Source organism: Acidovorax radicis (assembly GCF_020510705.1).
Classification (GTDB): domain Bacteria; phylum Pseudomonadota; class Gammaproteobacteria; order Burkholderiales; family Burkholderiaceae_C; genus Acidovorax; species Acidovorax radicis_A.
Genome location: NZ_CP075184.1, coordinates 1,996,520 through 2,011,266 on the forward strand (window position 1 = coordinate 1,996,520; position 14,747 = coordinate 2,011,266).

Here is a 14,747-nt window from a genome sequence, read left to right on the forward strand (position 1 = left end):
AGTTCCGCTAAGGGCGGCAGATTCAACCGGTCGATGCAACACATTCGCTGAACATCTCAGCGGGTGTGTGGAAGCCCAGCGTCTTGCGCGGCCTCTCATTCAATTGTCTCGCAATGGCGTTGAGCTGAAGCTGTGAGAGACCCGAGAGATTCATGCCCTTGGGCATGTACTGCCTGAGTAAGCCGTTCGTGTTCTCGTTGCTTCCCCGCTGCCATGGGCTTCGCGGGTCGCAGAAGTACACCTGGATGTCGGTAGCCATCGTGAATTGCTTGTGAGCATGCATCTCCGAGCCTCTGTCCCAGGTCAGTGACTTGTACAGTTCCTGCGGTAGCTTGCTGGCGCTCTTGATGAGTGCCTTGACGACCGACTGCGAGTCTTTGCCATTCAGCTTCACCAGCATCACGTATCGCGTTTGACGTTCAACCAGTGTCGCAATTTGGCTGTTGCCACTGCCAAAGACCAAGTCGCCTTCCCAGTGACCAGGCACTGCCCGGTCCTCGACGCAAGCGGGGCGCTCGCTGATCGAAACAGCGTCAACGATCTTTCCGTGAATTGCCGTCTTCTGTGTGTAGTGCCGTGATCGGCGCATTCCACGAGTGCGTCTGAGGTGCTCCAACAGCTCCTTCTTCAAGGCGCCACGCGCTTGAATGAACAGACTGCGGTAGATGGTCTCGTGTGACACGTGCTGGCTCTCGTCGCAAGGATAAGTTTGCTTGAGCCAACCTGCAATTTGCTCCGGCGACCACAGCATCCGCAGCTTGTGAGCCACGATCCGGGCCAATGCACGGTTCTGCCTGAGCTTGCAGCGCTTTGGGCGCTGCGCTCGATTCCAAGCCGCTTCATCTGCCTGAGTTGCACGGTAGCCATCACAGCCGCCATTGCGCTTGATCTCTCGGCTGATCGTCGACGGTGCTCGCCCGAGCCGCGTTGCGATGGAGCGAATCGATTCGCCTGACACCATCGCCCGCGAGATCTCCTCGCGCTCTGCCAACGTCAATGCAATTGCTGCACGTGATCGCTGCGCAGGCCGGAATCCGCCCGTCTCTGCAAGTATCCGATGGATCGACGAGTGGGCGCGATCAAAGAGCTTGCCGATCTCATGCAGCGTCCAGCCTTGCTTCCAGCGCTCCCACATCAGCGCCTTCTGGGTATCTGAATAGTAGATTCTTGGTCGCTGTTTCATCTGCAACACTCCTTGCGCCTACGCGGTGGTTAGTGTGTTGCATCGACCGGTTGAATCTGCCGCCGAAAGTGGTCCTCCATTGTGTGCTTTCAGAGTGCTCAACTGCGGAAGGTTCAGATAGCCAAGTTGACGACACCACGCCGCAAGCGCCCGAGGTGCCGGGTCAACATTTTTTTTGGCGGCGGCGCTGGCTGCGTCGTGATGCGCGCGGCCACTACATGGCCGCCAGCGCGTAGCGCCCCGGCACGGCGAACACAGCAGCGTGCGAACTTCAATCCAAGGAATCGTGCGTGCCGGCGCTGCCCTTGCGTCAATAGCCAGACGCGCGAATCCATTTGGGATGGGCTTTGCATTCCGTGACGAGGTAATCGCGCAGGGCCTTGGCCTTTAGGGATTCGCAAGCGATCCGGGTGTGGAAATAGCCAGTCGGCATCCGTATTTGGCGCACGGCATCTACCAAGGGCAAGCTGCTTGCACCCGAGGCGCAGCGGTGTACCCATTGCACTTCCAGCTCTGCGGCACTGGCCAGCGGGACGGGGTCAGCTGGACCGTCAACTTTTATCAGCACTCACGCGTGTACCGGCTTTACCCGTCAGTATGGCGGACGCATCGGCCAGCGCGCCGATGCCGGCCAGACCGCCAGTGCGGTTCACAAAATCGCAGGCGGCCTCCACCTTGGGGTCCATGGAGCCCGCAGCAAAGTCCAGGGCCGCGAGCGCCTGCGGTGACACGTCGCCCAGCGCGCGCTGGGCCGGGGTGCCCCAGTCGGTGAAGACCGCGGACACGTCGGTCAGCATGAGAAACGCATCTGCCCTCAACTCGGCGGCCAGCAAACCGCTCGCGTAGTCCTTGTCGATCACGGCTTCTACTCCGACATAGGTCCCGTCCGAGCGTTGCGCCACCGGAATGCCACCACCGCCCGCGCAGATCACGGTGACTGCCTGCGCCATCAGCAGGCGGATGACCTCGATCTCCAGAATGCGCACCGGCCGTGGTGACGCCACGACGCGGCGCCAGGCGTTGCCGTCGGGGGCAATGGCCCACCCGCGCTGGTCGGCCAGCCGCCGAGCATCGCCTTCGGTGTAGATCGGGCCCACGGGCTTGCTAGGCACGCTGAAGGCGGCATCGCGGGGATCCACCTCGACCTGCGTCAGCAGCGTGGCAAATTGCGCCGGCCCTGCGTAGGCGTTGTCCAGTTCCTGTTGCAGCACGTAGCCGATCATGCCCTCGGTTTCGGCGCCGAGCACGTCGAGCGGGAACGCGCCCTTGCCAGCTTGCTCGCCCATCAGCGCGAGCAAGCCAACCTGTGGGCCATTGCCGTGGGTGACGACCAATTGGTGACCATCTGCCATGAGTTGCGCCAACGCCTGCGCTGCGCAGCGGATGTTGTCGCGCTGCGTCGACGCGCTTACCAGCTCGCCTCGTCGAAGCAAGGCGTTACCGCCCAGTGCCACCACCACGCGTGCCATGTCAGCCGCCGAGCGTGGACACCAGCACGGCCTTGATGGTGTGCATGCGGTTCTCGGCCTGATCGAACACGATGGACGCCGGACTCTCGAACACCTCGTCGGTGACCTCCATAGCGGTGATGCCGTGCAGCTTCTCGATCTGTGCGCCCACCTCGGTCTCCGTGTTGTGAAATGCGGGCAGACAGTGCATGAAACGCACGCGCGGATTGCCCGTCATCTCCATCGTCCGGGAGTTGATCTGGTAAGGCAGCAGCAGCCGAATGCGTTCGGCCCAGACCGATTCGGGTTCCCCCATGGACACCCAGACGTCGGTGTAGAGGAAGTCGCAATCCTTCACACCGAGCGCCACGTCCTCGGTCAGCAGGATGCGGGCTCCGCTTTCCAGGGCCAAGCCTCTGGCTTCATCGACAATGTCCTGGTGCGGCCACAAACTCTGCGGCCCGCACAGGCGCACGTCCATGCCCATTTTGGCGGCTGCCGTCAGTAGCGAGGACCCCATGTTGTTGCCGGTGTCGCCCAGAAAGCAGAAGGCCATTTTCCGCAGCGGTTTCTCGGCGTGTTCGCGCATGGTGAGAAAATCGGCCAGGATCTGCGTCGGGTGGAACTGGTCGGTGAGTCCGTTGTACACGGGCACGCCCGACCATGCGGCTAGCGTCTCGACCACCGACTGTCCGTAGCCACGGTACTCGATCGCGTCGTACACACGCCCCAGCACTCGGGCTGTGTCCTTGATGGACTCCTTGTGGCCGATGTGGTTGCCCGATGGACCCAGGTAGGTGACGGTGGCGCCCTGATCATGCGCCGCCACTTCGAAGCCAGCGCGGGTGCGTGTGGAATCCTTTTCGAAGATCAGCGCGATCTCCTTGCCGCGCAGCATGGGTTGTTCCGTGCCGGTGTTTTTTGTGCTCTTTAAGTCCGCGGCCAGCTTGAGCAAAAAGTCGATCTCGCCAGCCGAGAAATCGCGCAGCGTGAGGAAGCTGCGTTGGTGCAGGTTGAATGCCATGGTATGTCTTTCGTGGGTCGGGTTCTGGGGAGGGCATCAAGCCTCGCGCCACAGCGGGCAGGTCATGCAATGCCCGCCGCCGCGACCGCGGCCGAGTTCGCTACCACGGATGGTGATGACCTCAATGCCGGCCTTTCGCAGCAGCGTGTTGGTGTGGGTGTTGCGGTCGTAGCCGATGACCACGCCGGGCTCCAGGGCGATCACGTTGTTGCCGTCGTCCCATTGCTCGCGCGCCTGTTCGTAGCCGTCGCCACCGGTCGGAATGACGCGCAGTTGCTTCAGCCCGAGGCATTGCGCAACCACGTCGAAGAGAGGTTGCGTCTCGCGCCGGTAGTCGATGCCGCCCTGGTCGTTAGGGTAGAGGCTGTGGCAGACGATCTGCGCCGCCACCTCCACGAAACTCGTCACGGTGTCGCGGTCGCAAAACGAGAAAACCGTGTCCAGGTGCATGGCCGCGCGCGACGGCGGCATCTGGCAGGCCACCACACGTTGCGCGGCGCCACCCGCGAACAGGGCTTGCGCCAGTTGGCCCACAGCCTGCGGCGTGCTTCGCTCGCCCATGCCCACCAGCACCACACCGTTGCCGATCGGCATGATGTCGCCACCCTCCAGCGTTGCGGGGCCGTGGTCCACATCGGGGTCGCCCCACCAGACCGGAAACCCGGCTTGCGCAAACAGCGGATGAAAACGGTAGATGGCCGCCGTCAACAGCGTCTCCTGCCGACGGGCGGGCCAGTGCATCGGGTTAAGGGTGACGCCACCGTAGATCCAGGCGCTGGTGTCGCGGGTGAACATGAGGTTGGGCAGCGGCGGCAGCACGAAACCATCGGACCCAAGGTAAGGGCCGAACATGCCGTGCGGTGTGAACGGCAGATCTTGCACAGCAATGCCACCGACGAGATAGCGCGCCAGCGCCTCCGGGGGCAGCTCCCACAACCAGCCACGGAGTTCGTCGAGCATGCCGATGCCGACGTGGTCGGGTGTGACCCTGCGTCTCAGCACCCAGTCGCGAGCGGCGGGAAGGGCCAGGGTCTCGCTGAGCAAACGGTCCATGTGGAGCACCTCGACGCCACGGTCCTCCATCTTTGATACGAAGTCGAAGTGGTCGGTGCGCGCCTGCTGCACCCAGAACACGTCGTCGAACAACATGGCGTCGCAATTGGCGGGGGTGAGGCGCTCATGGGCCAGGCCCGGCGAGGCCACCAGTACGCGCCGGAGCTTGCCGACCTCGGAATACACACCCAGGCGGTTGACGCTCGCCTGCGCTTCGGGCATCGCGTTCACAGCAGAACCGCCGCGCTCAACGATGCCATGCTGAGCAAGGCCAGCATCAGCATTAGCGGCCAGATGAAACGCACCCAGCGTTGATAAGGCACTCTGCCGATGGCGAGTGCGCCCACCACCACGGCATAAGTGGGAGTGATCAGATTGGTGATGCCGATAGCGGTCTGGAACGCCGTGACGGCCAGATGGCGAGGCACGCCCGCGAAATCCGACAGCGGGGCGAGGATGGGCATGCTCAGCACCGCCAACCCGGAGGTGGATGGCACCAGCAAGCTGAGCAAGCCTTCAGTGGCAAAGAGCGCATTCACGAAGGCCACATCGGACATGCCACCCATCCATCCCTCGAAGGTGTGCAGAATTGTGTCGGTGATCTTGCCCTGGTCCATGATGACTACGATGCCCCGCGCCAAGCCAATCACCAGCGCCACGCCCAGTAGCTCGCGCGATCCATCGACGAAGGCGGTGGTGAAAGGCTTCTCGCCCATCCAGTCCACCAGCCCGACGGCGATGGCCGACACCAGGAAGAGGGCGGACATCTCGGCCATCCACCAGCCTCGCAGCGCCACGCCCCAGACCATGGCTGCAAAGGTGGCGCCGAACAGAATCAGGATGAGCTTTTGGCGCCCGCTGAGCAGGGCGTCTCGATGGCTCACGCGATTTCGCAGGAAATGGGTTTCATTGGATGTCTTGAGGTCGGCCACCAGGGAAGACGACGGGTCTTTGCGCACGCGCTCGGCGTAACGCATCACGTAGCCCACACAAATCAGCCAGCCCAATCCCAGAATGGCCAGCCGCAAGACCATCCCTTGCGTGAATGGAATACCGGCTGCATTGGACGCGATGGCGGTGGAGAACGGATTGATGGTGGAGCCCAGCACGCCAACTCCTGCGCCCACCATGATGACGGCCACGCCGGTCAGTGCGTCGTAGCCCACCGCAATCATCAGCGGCAGCAGCAGCACGTAAAACGCCAGCGTCTCTTCCGCCATGCCGTAGGTGGTGCCGCCTGCGGCAAACAGCAGCATCAGGACAGGAATCATCCATTTTTCGCGGCCCTTCAACCGCAGCATCACGCGCTCGATGCCGGTGTTGATGGCGCCTGTGGCGTTCACCACGCCCAGGAAGCCGCCGATGATGAGCACGAAGAGCGACACGTCGATGGCGTTGGCCATGCCCGTGGCCTGGTTGTAGAAACCCGAGATGGGCGCCATCATCACGTCGAGCACCCCTTGGTGTGCGGCTTCCACTACCTTGTAGGTGCCGGGTACCGGTGCATCCTTGCCCAGCGCCTGGTTGGCGACGCGGTCGTATTGGCCCGCGGGCAGGATCCAGGTGAGCGCCGCCATCAGGATGATGAGCCCGAAGAGGATGGTGTAGGCGGTGGGGAATCGGTCCTGAAACGCGGGAGCGGGCGTCAAGATTGCTCTGGGACGTGCCTGGTTTTTCATGGTGTGTGCCTCTCGTGACACCGCTGCATCCACCTCAGGATGGCAAGGGGCTTGCGCAGCGTCTCACCCAATAATGGGTGTGTAGCGACCGATGCAAGTTGACATGCGTCAAGGGTGCGGCAAAACTTCTCGCCATTCAGGTCTTGGAGCCTCACACCCAGATCCGAAATGGCGGTTGGTTTCTGGGGAGGCCAGTGAGAGCACGTCGCCTCCGGCCGACTTATGGTGAAAGTAATTGTCAGAGCGTAGGAGGTCGGCGGACGTAGTGCCGCCCTTGAAACAACGAATCGCCCTCAAAGCCAAGAACGTGGAGATTGAGGCTGCGCCAAACCAGCGCCAATAGATGTTGTGCAAGCGCTTGCAACGAAAAGGATGTTCGCAATCCGAGCGGATGCCGAATAGTCCGTTTTTGTGGCGCGACGAAGGGCCTGCCGAGATGGGCCTGCGCGACCAGCTACCACTCCAGTCGTGTTTTACAGATCAAGTGAGAACGGCAACTCAGTCACTTTGGGTCGCGACGCTACGCGGCGAAGTGAATCCAAAATTCATCCAATCGGAGCGGCTGGGAGCACTTTGGCCTTGGCGTTGGCTTCCTTGAAGTCGGCAGTCTTGAGCGAGGCACGGATGGCCCACCCGCCGGGGAAGTGGGCGAGGAGGTCTTGGGGGGCACGAAGGCCGAATTGGTAGATGCCGGAATCGGCGCGGCGATGTACGCCGGGGAATCGGGTCACGGTAGAGGCTTTTGCTTGATGCTCTTTACAACCAGCTAAGGTCACTCATTCACTAGCAATTCGTCGCAGCGTTTGATTCCTACATCCGCGCGTACAACGAAAAGCGGATCAAGACCTCAACATCACACTCACCGCCTGCTGCGGCGTATGCAGCGCGACCACACATCGTGGGCATTAAAGTGGAGGCAGCCGACCGGCGCGGGGATGTGCTGGAGAAGTGGCGCGCGATGATGTAGGCGCGGCCCGAGCACTCTCCTTAAACATCGGTTATCGGCTCTCTGGGTATTTGCGAAATCGAGCATTTCGGAATTGGATTGCACGCGCTTTGTGGGGTTCGTTTCTTCGCCGGTTCAATGTAGTGTCAAACAAAGCCGACGGGGTTTTGGGCATCCTGCTTGAGCGTGCATTCGGCCTCCAGAGCTACCACCATCGCATCGGCGCCGCGCACGGGGCGAAAGCGATGTTGGCGCAGCACGGTGGCAAAGTCACCGGGAGTGAGATGCCTGCAGCGCGCCAGCCCTGCCTGCTCGGCACCGCCAGGCGCAGGCAGTCCCAGGTGTGAGCAGTGGCGTTGCAATAGTGCCCAGGCTTGCTCGGTGCGCAAAAAATCCAGCTTGATCTTCAAATCAAAACGGCGCAGCGCGGAGGGGTCTAGCCCCTGCATGAGGTTGGTGCTGGCAACAAGCACGCCATTGAACGCTTCCATTTGCGTGAGCATTTCGTTCACCTGCGTCACCTCCCAATTGAGCTGAGCGGACCGTCGGTCTTGTAAAAAGCTATCCACCTCGTCGATGAGTAGCAGCGCGCCGTCTTCCTCGGCCTCGCGGAAGGCACGAGCGATGTTCTTTTCTGCCTCGCCAATGCACTTTGACAGAAGGTCGGACGCGCGGCGCACCAACAGAGGCATGTCAAGCTGCTTGGCCAGCCAGTGTCCAAAGGCCGTTTTGCCTGCCCCCGGCGGGCCATAAAGACACAGGCGGGCATTGCGCGTCTCTGCAATTCCTTGAGCCAGAGCGATCAGGTCTGTGTCCGCATTGACAAAGGCCGGGTCGAACTCCTCCGGCAGCCAGCTTGAGGCGTTGCGCGGCAACGGGCCGTGGCCCTGGGCCTCAAGGGTGTGGCTGATCAGGTGCTCGAAGGCTTGAGCGCTGGCTGTGTGGCCGACCTCCGGCTTGATGGCATGCACCACGGCGCTAGCGCGAGCTACGACAGCGGGGGCTAGGTGCTCAGCGTTGGCTACACGGGCCAGCTGGGAGGCGTCTAGCAGCTCGCCGCAATGCGCCTGGATGATGCGATTGCGCTGGCTGCGGGGCGGCACAGGCAGCTCGAACACCATGTCGAAGCGGCGGATGAAGGCGGCGTCTATTCCACGCACGGTATTGGACAACCAGAGCGTGGGCACGGGGTTGTTCTCCAGCATGCGGTTGAGCCAGGCCTTGTGTGTTTGCGCTGCGCTGGGCTCTAGCGAGGTGGCTGTGAAAACGCCTTCCGCTTCGTCGAACAGCAGCAACGCCTTGCGTTGAGACAAAAGGCTTTGCGCAGCGCGGTAGGCCCGCAGACGGTCTTTGGAGTCACTCAGATCGCCATCATCGTCCTCTGCCGCAACTTCGAACAGCTCACAGTTCATATCCTGTGCAAGGGCGCGGGCCAACTCAGTCTTGCCCGTGCCCGATGCGCCATGCACGAAGACGTTGACCCCGCGCCTTTGCGTGCCCTGCGCATGGCGTAGCCAGGGGCGCACGATGTCGAGCGTGGATTGGATGTGTCCATAGTCGGCCAGACGCAAATGCCCGGGTGCGGTGGGCTGAATCTTGCCGCGCAGCAGATGGATCGGGTCGGCGTCGCAGGACATCAACTGATCGGCGAAGGAGCGCGAGAGCAGTTCGAGTTTGCTCTTCAGGTAGAACGCTTCCCTCCGATTAACAACTACAAGGCCCGAACGTGCCAGCAGGCCCTGGCTGCTCAACGCCTGACGCACCTGCTCATCGGGCACATTGAGCACCTTGGTCAGGGTTTGAAACAACTGCATGGATGTGAGTGCTTCCAACTGATCGGCTGCGTCCTCAAGCAGTGAGTCGGTGCGAAGGCACACGGCAAACGCCAGTATTTGTGCATCGACGGCTTCTAGACCCACCAGCTCTGTCAGACGCTGCACATTGCGCTGTAGCAAGGGAGGCAAGGGCACGTTGGCGCAAACCTGCTGTGCTTTCTCCAATTGCTGATAAAGCTCCGCACGCACGGCTTTGGGGTTGAACGGGTGATCTTCCGAGTCGATCCAATGGCCCAGTCCCAAGGCGTGGGCGATGTCGTCGTTACCAAAGTCATCCTTGCGCACGAAATTGCGTAACGCGGTAGGCAACGTAAGCAGACGCAGCATCCACAGCGTGACGTGCGGTGCCAGTTTCTCTGGACGGCTGAGGCAGTGATAGGCCACGGCGATTCTCCTGTTGATGGGAGGAGTCATCATCCGCAGTGCGGCGACAGAATGTGTCGGGCCTAAGTGCCGTATGTTTTTCGGAAATAGCCCATTGTTGGCAAGTGCTGATGCCCATGCCTGCACCTACCGCCACCCCCATGCCTTGTGCTGGTCGAGGATTCAGTTATTCGAAATTTTCGAGTAACTGTCCCCGATGGAAAAAGCTGCAACACCAAGCATTTCAACCTGGCTGCAATCATCGCCGTTGACTACAAAGTCAATTCCGAGCGCACAGTGCAGTTCAGAAAGTGGGCCACAGCCATCATCTAGTCGTTCACCATCAAAAGCTTTGCGATGGATGACGAGCGCCCGAAGAACGACGGCTAGATGGTTGGCAAGCGGTATTTTGAGAAGCAGCTACCTTAAAACTCTGCTTGAGTACGTTGAGCTGCAGGGGACAACACACTGAACGCTTCCAACTCAGCCACCAGCGCTTGCGTTCTCAAATACCCGGTCCGAAGCTTCCTCTGTAGCCACGCAATAGGATCGGTGATCACTCGGTTGTCGGCCAGTCGGCACCGTTCGCGCAGCAGTTCAGCCGCCCGGTGCAGTAATGCGCCGTCTTGTGTGCCTAGGTGAAATGCGCCGAACTCTTTGTCGAGGTCTGGCAGGAAGTACCGCCAAGAAGTCGTTTCACTCAAGAAATGCGCGAGCCGCACCATCGCCATTGTGTCGAGCGTGCAATATTCGCGCAGCCCCTCTGTCAGCAGCTCGCGGCGCGCTGCTGTGGTTGCTGGGTGCACAATTTCTGCATACGCAGTCTGGGCTGCGGTACCGTTGCTCACCGCAATTTGTCCGTAGTCCAAATCAGGGACGACGGTAGGCAGCACCGCTTTGATAGACCACGACCCACGCATATGGGGGTGGTAGTAGCTCTCCCGCGTAAGTGGGAGCAAATCAATGACCCGGTCGTTGATGGCTTCCAGCCGTTCCGCCAAGTCTGGGTACAAGGCCGCCAGCTCAGCAATGCGGCTTTTCTCAAACGCCTGGAAGTACACAAGGATCGGGCCGGTGTCGCCCACCACGTTCACCAGGCTTTGCGCGAATGGTCGGCGCGGGTCATCGCCCGTCACGTCAAGGAACATGGCGTGCTGCAGTTCTCCTGATTCCTCTTCGGTGTGACAAGACCACTGAAACGGCACCTGCGTGCGGTGGGGGCTCGTGTTCGCCCAGCGTGGCACAGCCAGCTTGATGGTCTCGAAATCCAGGTAATAGCGTGGATAGGGCAGGGCTTCCAACACACGGGCTGCTGCGTCGGAAAGCCACATTTGACCAGTGCGGCTGCACTCCTGTACTCGCAACTGAACCTCGTTCAAGTGCTCCTCGGGCACCAGCAAAGCGTCGAAAACCCCTTGTGCTCGCAGCTCGTCTTTGAGTGCGGATCGCATGCGCGGAAGCACGTCCAGTGTGTAGTCGGGCTCAGGCGTTTCCTCTGTGGCGGATACGCTGCAGTGCGATTTGAAAGGGCACTCCACAGGATCATCGCATTGCGCGCCAGTGGCAGTGGCGGGCTCAGTCCCCTGCAGTACCAGGCGTGCTTGATCAACCCAGTGGACCACGCTTTCCAACATCGGCCCAATGTCCGTATGCAACGGTGCATGTTGCAACAGCCCTTGATAGTCGCCATTGCCTTGGTAAACAAAGTCTGTGTTGATGTGGGCGAGTTCGACGGCACTGAGCGAAACGCCGTTTTGTCGAATAACCCAAGCTTGCAAGGCGCAGTCGTCCAGGTGGTAGGGCTTGACGCTTGCAGAAGACTTCACCTCGACCATTCGGTAGCCTGCGGGCGAAGGCAGCAGGAGATCGGCCTGCACCAAGACGTTGTCGTGCTGAAAAGTCGCTTCGTACAGAGGGCGGTCGGGGAATTGCTGCATGGCGCTGCGCGTTGCGTCCAGTGCCGACTGCAAATCGGCTTCGCCTTCAATGAGAACGCCGTTCGGAAACAGTGAACGAGCCGCCTCTGCGACTTCATAGCCAATTTGGTGTCCGCGTTCCGCTTCTTCGGACGCATCCAGCAGATCAGGCCGATGCACTTGCAGCCATAGCTTGCGCGGGCACTGCCGCCAGGCAGCGATACGGGACTTGGACAGGCCAGGAGTTTTCATCGTTGTAGGCAAGTAGGTGCTGATCTGCGTGTTTGCTGTACTACAGCGTGCGTTTGAGCGAGCCCGTGCGTATGTCGTACACACGCACCTTGCCGTCACCGCAGGTGACTGCCGCCAGATCGCTGGTGATGTTGACGGACTTGGCGCCCTTGTAGCTGGCACAGCCAAACGTGCGCTTGGTGCTGTTGGTGCGGATTTCAACGATCTTGACGTTGGTGCCTTCGATCTTTGCTGCGTAGGTCATAGGGCTTCGGTTCTTTCATCACAAGTCGGATTTAGCCGTTAGGGAGCGCGTCATCAGAAGGGCAGTACAACGCGCTCATCCGTTCTTGAAAGGGTGCGAAGAAAGTCCAAAGCTCCTGAGCCAAGCGCTGGGCATTCGGATGCGTGGGGTCACGGTTGTCTTCGTGGAGAAAAAGGAGTCCTTCGGTTGATCCTGCAACGGCGGAACCTGCTTCTCTGGCGGGACCGGAAAGGCTTGTCCAACAAAGCCACCACGAGTCCGATTTGCCTGCCAGCTTTTGCGTCATTTCAACGCGCAAAGCGTCGTCTGCAAAGCCTTGGTTTTCATACGCCTTGCGCCAGCCGCCAATGAGCGTGCCATTCCATGCTTCTGCCACGCATTTGCTGTGGTCGCCGAAGGCACCGTCTATTCCGATGCCAAAGAGGAGACCGTTGTCAGCCTCAAGTCTGGCCACCCATGGCTTTTGATAGAGGCTGGCTGCCTGCAGCCTTTGGTTCAGAAGTTCGACAACATGAAGCGCAAAGTCCCTAGGAATGGCTTTCTTTTTCTCTTCCAACTGTTCGGCCAGCATAAATGCAGCTTCCAGTTGCGCAGGGCTCTCCAGCAGTTCTTGGATTTCAGGATTGGGTTTGGTCACGGGTGCACTTCCTATAGCAATGCTTCTGCAAAGATGGGTGTATTGAGATACGGATTGGATCAGTGGAAGGGCCGTGGCAGGGCAAGCGGCAGCCCCTTGCTCCAGCACGTTTGCTAAGTCCGCGTAGGACATGCACACCACGATGTCGCGCGCTGCCGCAGTTGTCCCCGCTCTGCCGTCTGGGGTCAGAAAAATGAGCGCCGCCTGCTCTGCAGCACGTCCTGGACGTGATCGAAGCCACTGCCAATACCTGCTCAGTTGCCTGTCTTGCTCGCCTGCATACACCTTGTTTTCAATGGCGATGGTGGTGCCGTCCGGCAATTCGATGACAAGGTCAACCCGCCCGTATTCACCAGCATCCTGCTCTGTGGTGATCTTTGCATTAGCTCGGTGCGATGCCCTGCTCAGGTACGCGCTGATGGACTCGCGAACAGCGGATGAAAGATCAATCTGCAATGCGGCCCACTTCAACAAGCCGCGCAAGAACGCATCGCCCTGGTCGTGTTCACTGCTCGGGTTGAAGAGGTAGCCAATAAAGCGGGAATGGTAGTTTTCCTTGTGAGCAACGCCCAGCGCCTCAAATATGTTGTGGCGCTCACCGGTCAGCCGCCGTCGAACCTTTTCTGTCAGCACCAAATCATGCACAAGAGGGTGCTGCAGCAGTTCGCGTGCTCTACGGGTCTCTTGTGCTTTCTGGCGTCCTTGCAGCGCTATGACTTCGTTCAGGATGTCCCGCACTGGATGGAGCTGTGCGCCGGTGATCGCTGCCAGGTCAGGGTTTAACGGGGGGATCATTGCAGGCTTTCTGTTTCTACTGGCGTGTCATACCGCTTACAGGCGTCTCGCAGCGATTGCGCGATTTCTTCACGCAAAGTCATGGGTTCCAGAACTTCAATGCCAGCCCCTTGCGACAAAATCCACCAGCGCAGCTCCCAACTGTCTTGCACTGTGGCATGGAAGGTGTCTTGCTTCATCACCTGGTCTGTGGAAAGCGGCGATTCGGCGACCAGGCGTAACAGGTCTTCGGACAGTTTTAAGCGTAGCTGCATGGTTTGCTGATTGCCGAACTGCGCAGCGCCGTTTTGCAGCCAAGCATCTAGCTGACCTTCTGCAGGCCGATTGCACGCCGTGTAAGTGCGCTGTGCCGCAGTGATCCTGTGGAGCGCGTACAGACGGATGTCCTCATATTCCCACGCCGTTGCAGCAAGATAGGTCAGCGGGCCGCGCTGGATCAGCGCAAGAGGGTGCAGTCGAAGGGGGGTGGCTGCCGTGGCGCCCAGTCCTGTGTATTCCACATCCAACTGCTCGTCGTACAGCAAGCCTTCATGGATCGTGCTGGCGACTGCGGTGTCCACTTCGGGCAACTCACGGTGCAGTTGGGCAGGAATGCTGCGTACTTTGTCTTGCCAATGGCATAGCGGATTAGTGCTGCTGAGTTCCTGCAGTTTGGCTCGCGCCTGCTGGAACTTGGCCTCCAGTGTTTTGAGCATCGACTGGGGCAACAGCGGGCGCACCGCAGACTCTGCCAAGTGCAGCGACAGGGCTTCGGCCACATCCATCCCAGCAAGCTCGGTATGGGCACCGTTGGCCCAACGCCAGCCATACGGAGTGCCCGCCTTGTTGCAATGCAAGGAGAAGCTGGCGGACAAGTCATGCAGGTCCCTCTCCACCTGACGCTTGCTCACCGAAAATCCCCGCACCTGAAGATCTTGGCTCAACTGCTGGGCAGACTTCCCAGTGCCGCTCTTGGGCAAGCATTTGAGCAGCTCCCACAGACGGGCCAGCGTGTTTCGGGTGGTTTGGGCGGGCATGGTGTAACGTTTTGATACTTTGCACTATAGCTGTGAGTTGCGACGGAATGTGTCGCGGTATGTCAAAGCTCACTCGCATGCTGGTTTGACAAGGGGGCGCGGCTTGGCTGCACTATGGGAGCATTAGGATTGCTGGCCTATGCAGCTCTGGTAATCCTGGACACGCTGGGCAATCTGCCACAGTGGCTCAGGTTCTCCATCGGTGGGTTGCGGACCCGCCTGGAGGTGGCGCACGCCAAGCTGGTGGCTAGTCGCGCCTTCTGCCTATTTGGGTACTACAAGCACATGGAGGAAGTTGGCGAAAGTTTTTGCATCAAAACGATTGATGCATTAATTCTTGATGGTTGATGATTTTT

14 protein-coding genes are annotated in these 14,747 nt (G+C 60.1%); 2 read left to right on the plus strand and 12 right to left on the minus strand.

All coding sequences use genetic code 11. From position 1 onward, the window contains the following. Positions 1 to 22: 22 nt before the first annotated feature. The 8 genes from KI609_RS09115 to KI609_RS09150 form a co-directional block, all read right to left on the minus strand. A complete protein-coding gene (locus KI609_RS09115; RefSeq protein WP_226450124.1) occupies positions 23 to 1,183 on the minus strand; it encodes an IS30 family transposase in 1,161 nt (386 codons plus the stop codon). 310 nt (positions 1,184 to 1,493) lie between these two features. After that, positions 1,494 to 1,751, minus strand: coding sequence for an SIP domain-containing protein (locus KI609_RS23035; protein WP_226449283.1), 258 nt, complete (start codon positions 1,749 to 1,751; stop codon positions 1,494 to 1,496). Next, entirely contained in the window at positions 1,735 to 2,652 is a 918-nt protein-coding gene (gene arcC / locus KI609_RS09125; protein WP_226449285.1) for a carbamate kinase, read from the minus strand. Before arcC ends, KI609_RS23035 begins: the two co-directional genes overlap by 17 nt. A gap of 1 nt (position 2,653) precedes the next feature. Then, entirely contained in the window at positions 2,654 to 3,655 is a 1,002-nt protein-coding gene (argF, locus tag KI609_RS09130) for an ornithine carbamoyltransferase (protein WP_226449287.1), read from the minus strand. Positions 3,656 to 3,691: 36 nt separating this feature from the next. Continuing rightward, entirely contained in the window at positions 3,692 to 4,930 is a 1,239-nt protein-coding gene (arcA, locus tag KI609_RS09135) for an arginine deiminase (protein ID WP_226449289.1), read from the minus strand. A 5-nt stretch (positions 4,931 to 4,935) separates the two neighbouring features. Then, complete coding sequence (locus KI609_RS09140) at positions 4,936 to 6,387, minus strand: YfcC family protein (protein ID WP_226449291.1); 1,452 nt, start codon at positions 6,385 to 6,387, stop codon at positions 4,936 to 4,938. Positions 6,388 to 6,932: 545 nt separating this feature from the next. Then, positions 6,933 to 7,118, minus strand: a complete 186-nt coding sequence (locus KI609_RS09145; RefSeq protein WP_226449294.1) for a DUF6538 domain-containing protein — start codon at positions 7,116 to 7,118, stop codon at positions 6,933 to 6,935. Between the two features lie 361 nt (positions 7,119 to 7,479). Beyond that, positions 7,480 to 9,552 carry an AAA family ATPase gene (locus tag KI609_RS09150; protein WP_226449296.1) on the minus strand — a complete coding sequence of 691 codons (2,073 nt, stop codon included), beginning with the start codon at positions 9,550 to 9,552 and terminating at the stop codon, positions 7,480 to 7,482. 147 nt (positions 9,553 to 9,699) lie between these two features. Between KI609_RS09150 and rhuM the strand changes: the two genes are divergently transcribed. Next, positions 9,700 to 9,864: a RhuM family protein gene (gene rhuM / locus KI609_RS22960; RefSeq protein WP_226449298.1), complete on the plus strand. Its 165-nt coding sequence runs from the start codon at positions 9,700 to 9,702 to the stop codon at positions 9,862 to 9,864. Between the two features lie 92 nt (positions 9,865 to 9,956). Here the strand turns inward: rhuM and KI609_RS09160 are convergent, their stop codons facing one another. The 4 genes from KI609_RS09160 to KI609_RS09175 are packed head-to-tail and all read right to left on the minus strand — an operon-like array spanning position 9,957 to position 14,334. Continuing rightward, positions 9,957 to 11,699: a DUF2779 domain-containing protein gene (locus KI609_RS09160; RefSeq protein WP_226449300.1), complete on the minus strand. Its 1,743-nt coding sequence runs from the start codon at positions 11,697 to 11,699 to the stop codon at positions 9,957 to 9,959. A gap of 40 nt (positions 11,700 to 11,739) precedes the next feature. Next, positions 11,740 to 11,943, minus strand: a complete 204-nt coding sequence (locus KI609_RS09165) for a hypothetical protein (protein WP_226449302.1) — start codon at positions 11,941 to 11,943, stop codon at positions 11,740 to 11,742. Between the two features lie 31 nt (positions 11,944 to 11,974). Continuing rightward, a complete protein-coding gene (locus KI609_RS09170; RefSeq protein WP_226449305.1) occupies positions 11,975 to 13,375 on the minus strand; it encodes a PD-(D/E)XK nuclease family protein in 1,401 nt (466 codons plus the stop codon). After that, positions 13,372 to 14,334, minus strand: coding sequence for a helix-turn-helix transcriptional regulator (locus KI609_RS09175; RefSeq protein WP_226449307.1), 963 nt, complete (start codon positions 14,332 to 14,334; stop codon positions 13,372 to 13,374). Before KI609_RS09175 ends, KI609_RS09170 begins: the two co-directional genes overlap by 4 nt. A gap of 171 nt (positions 14,335 to 14,505) precedes the next feature. Here KI609_RS09175 and KI609_RS09180 point away from each other — a divergent pair, with 171 nt between their 5' ends. Then, the gene (locus tag KI609_RS09180) at positions 14,506 to 14,739 is read left to right on the plus strand and encodes a hypothetical protein (RefSeq protein WP_226449309.1); all 234 of its coding nucleotides are present in this window, start codon (positions 14,506 to 14,508) and stop codon (positions 14,737 to 14,739) included. The last annotated feature ends 8 nt before the right edge of the window (positions 14,740 to 14,747 follow it).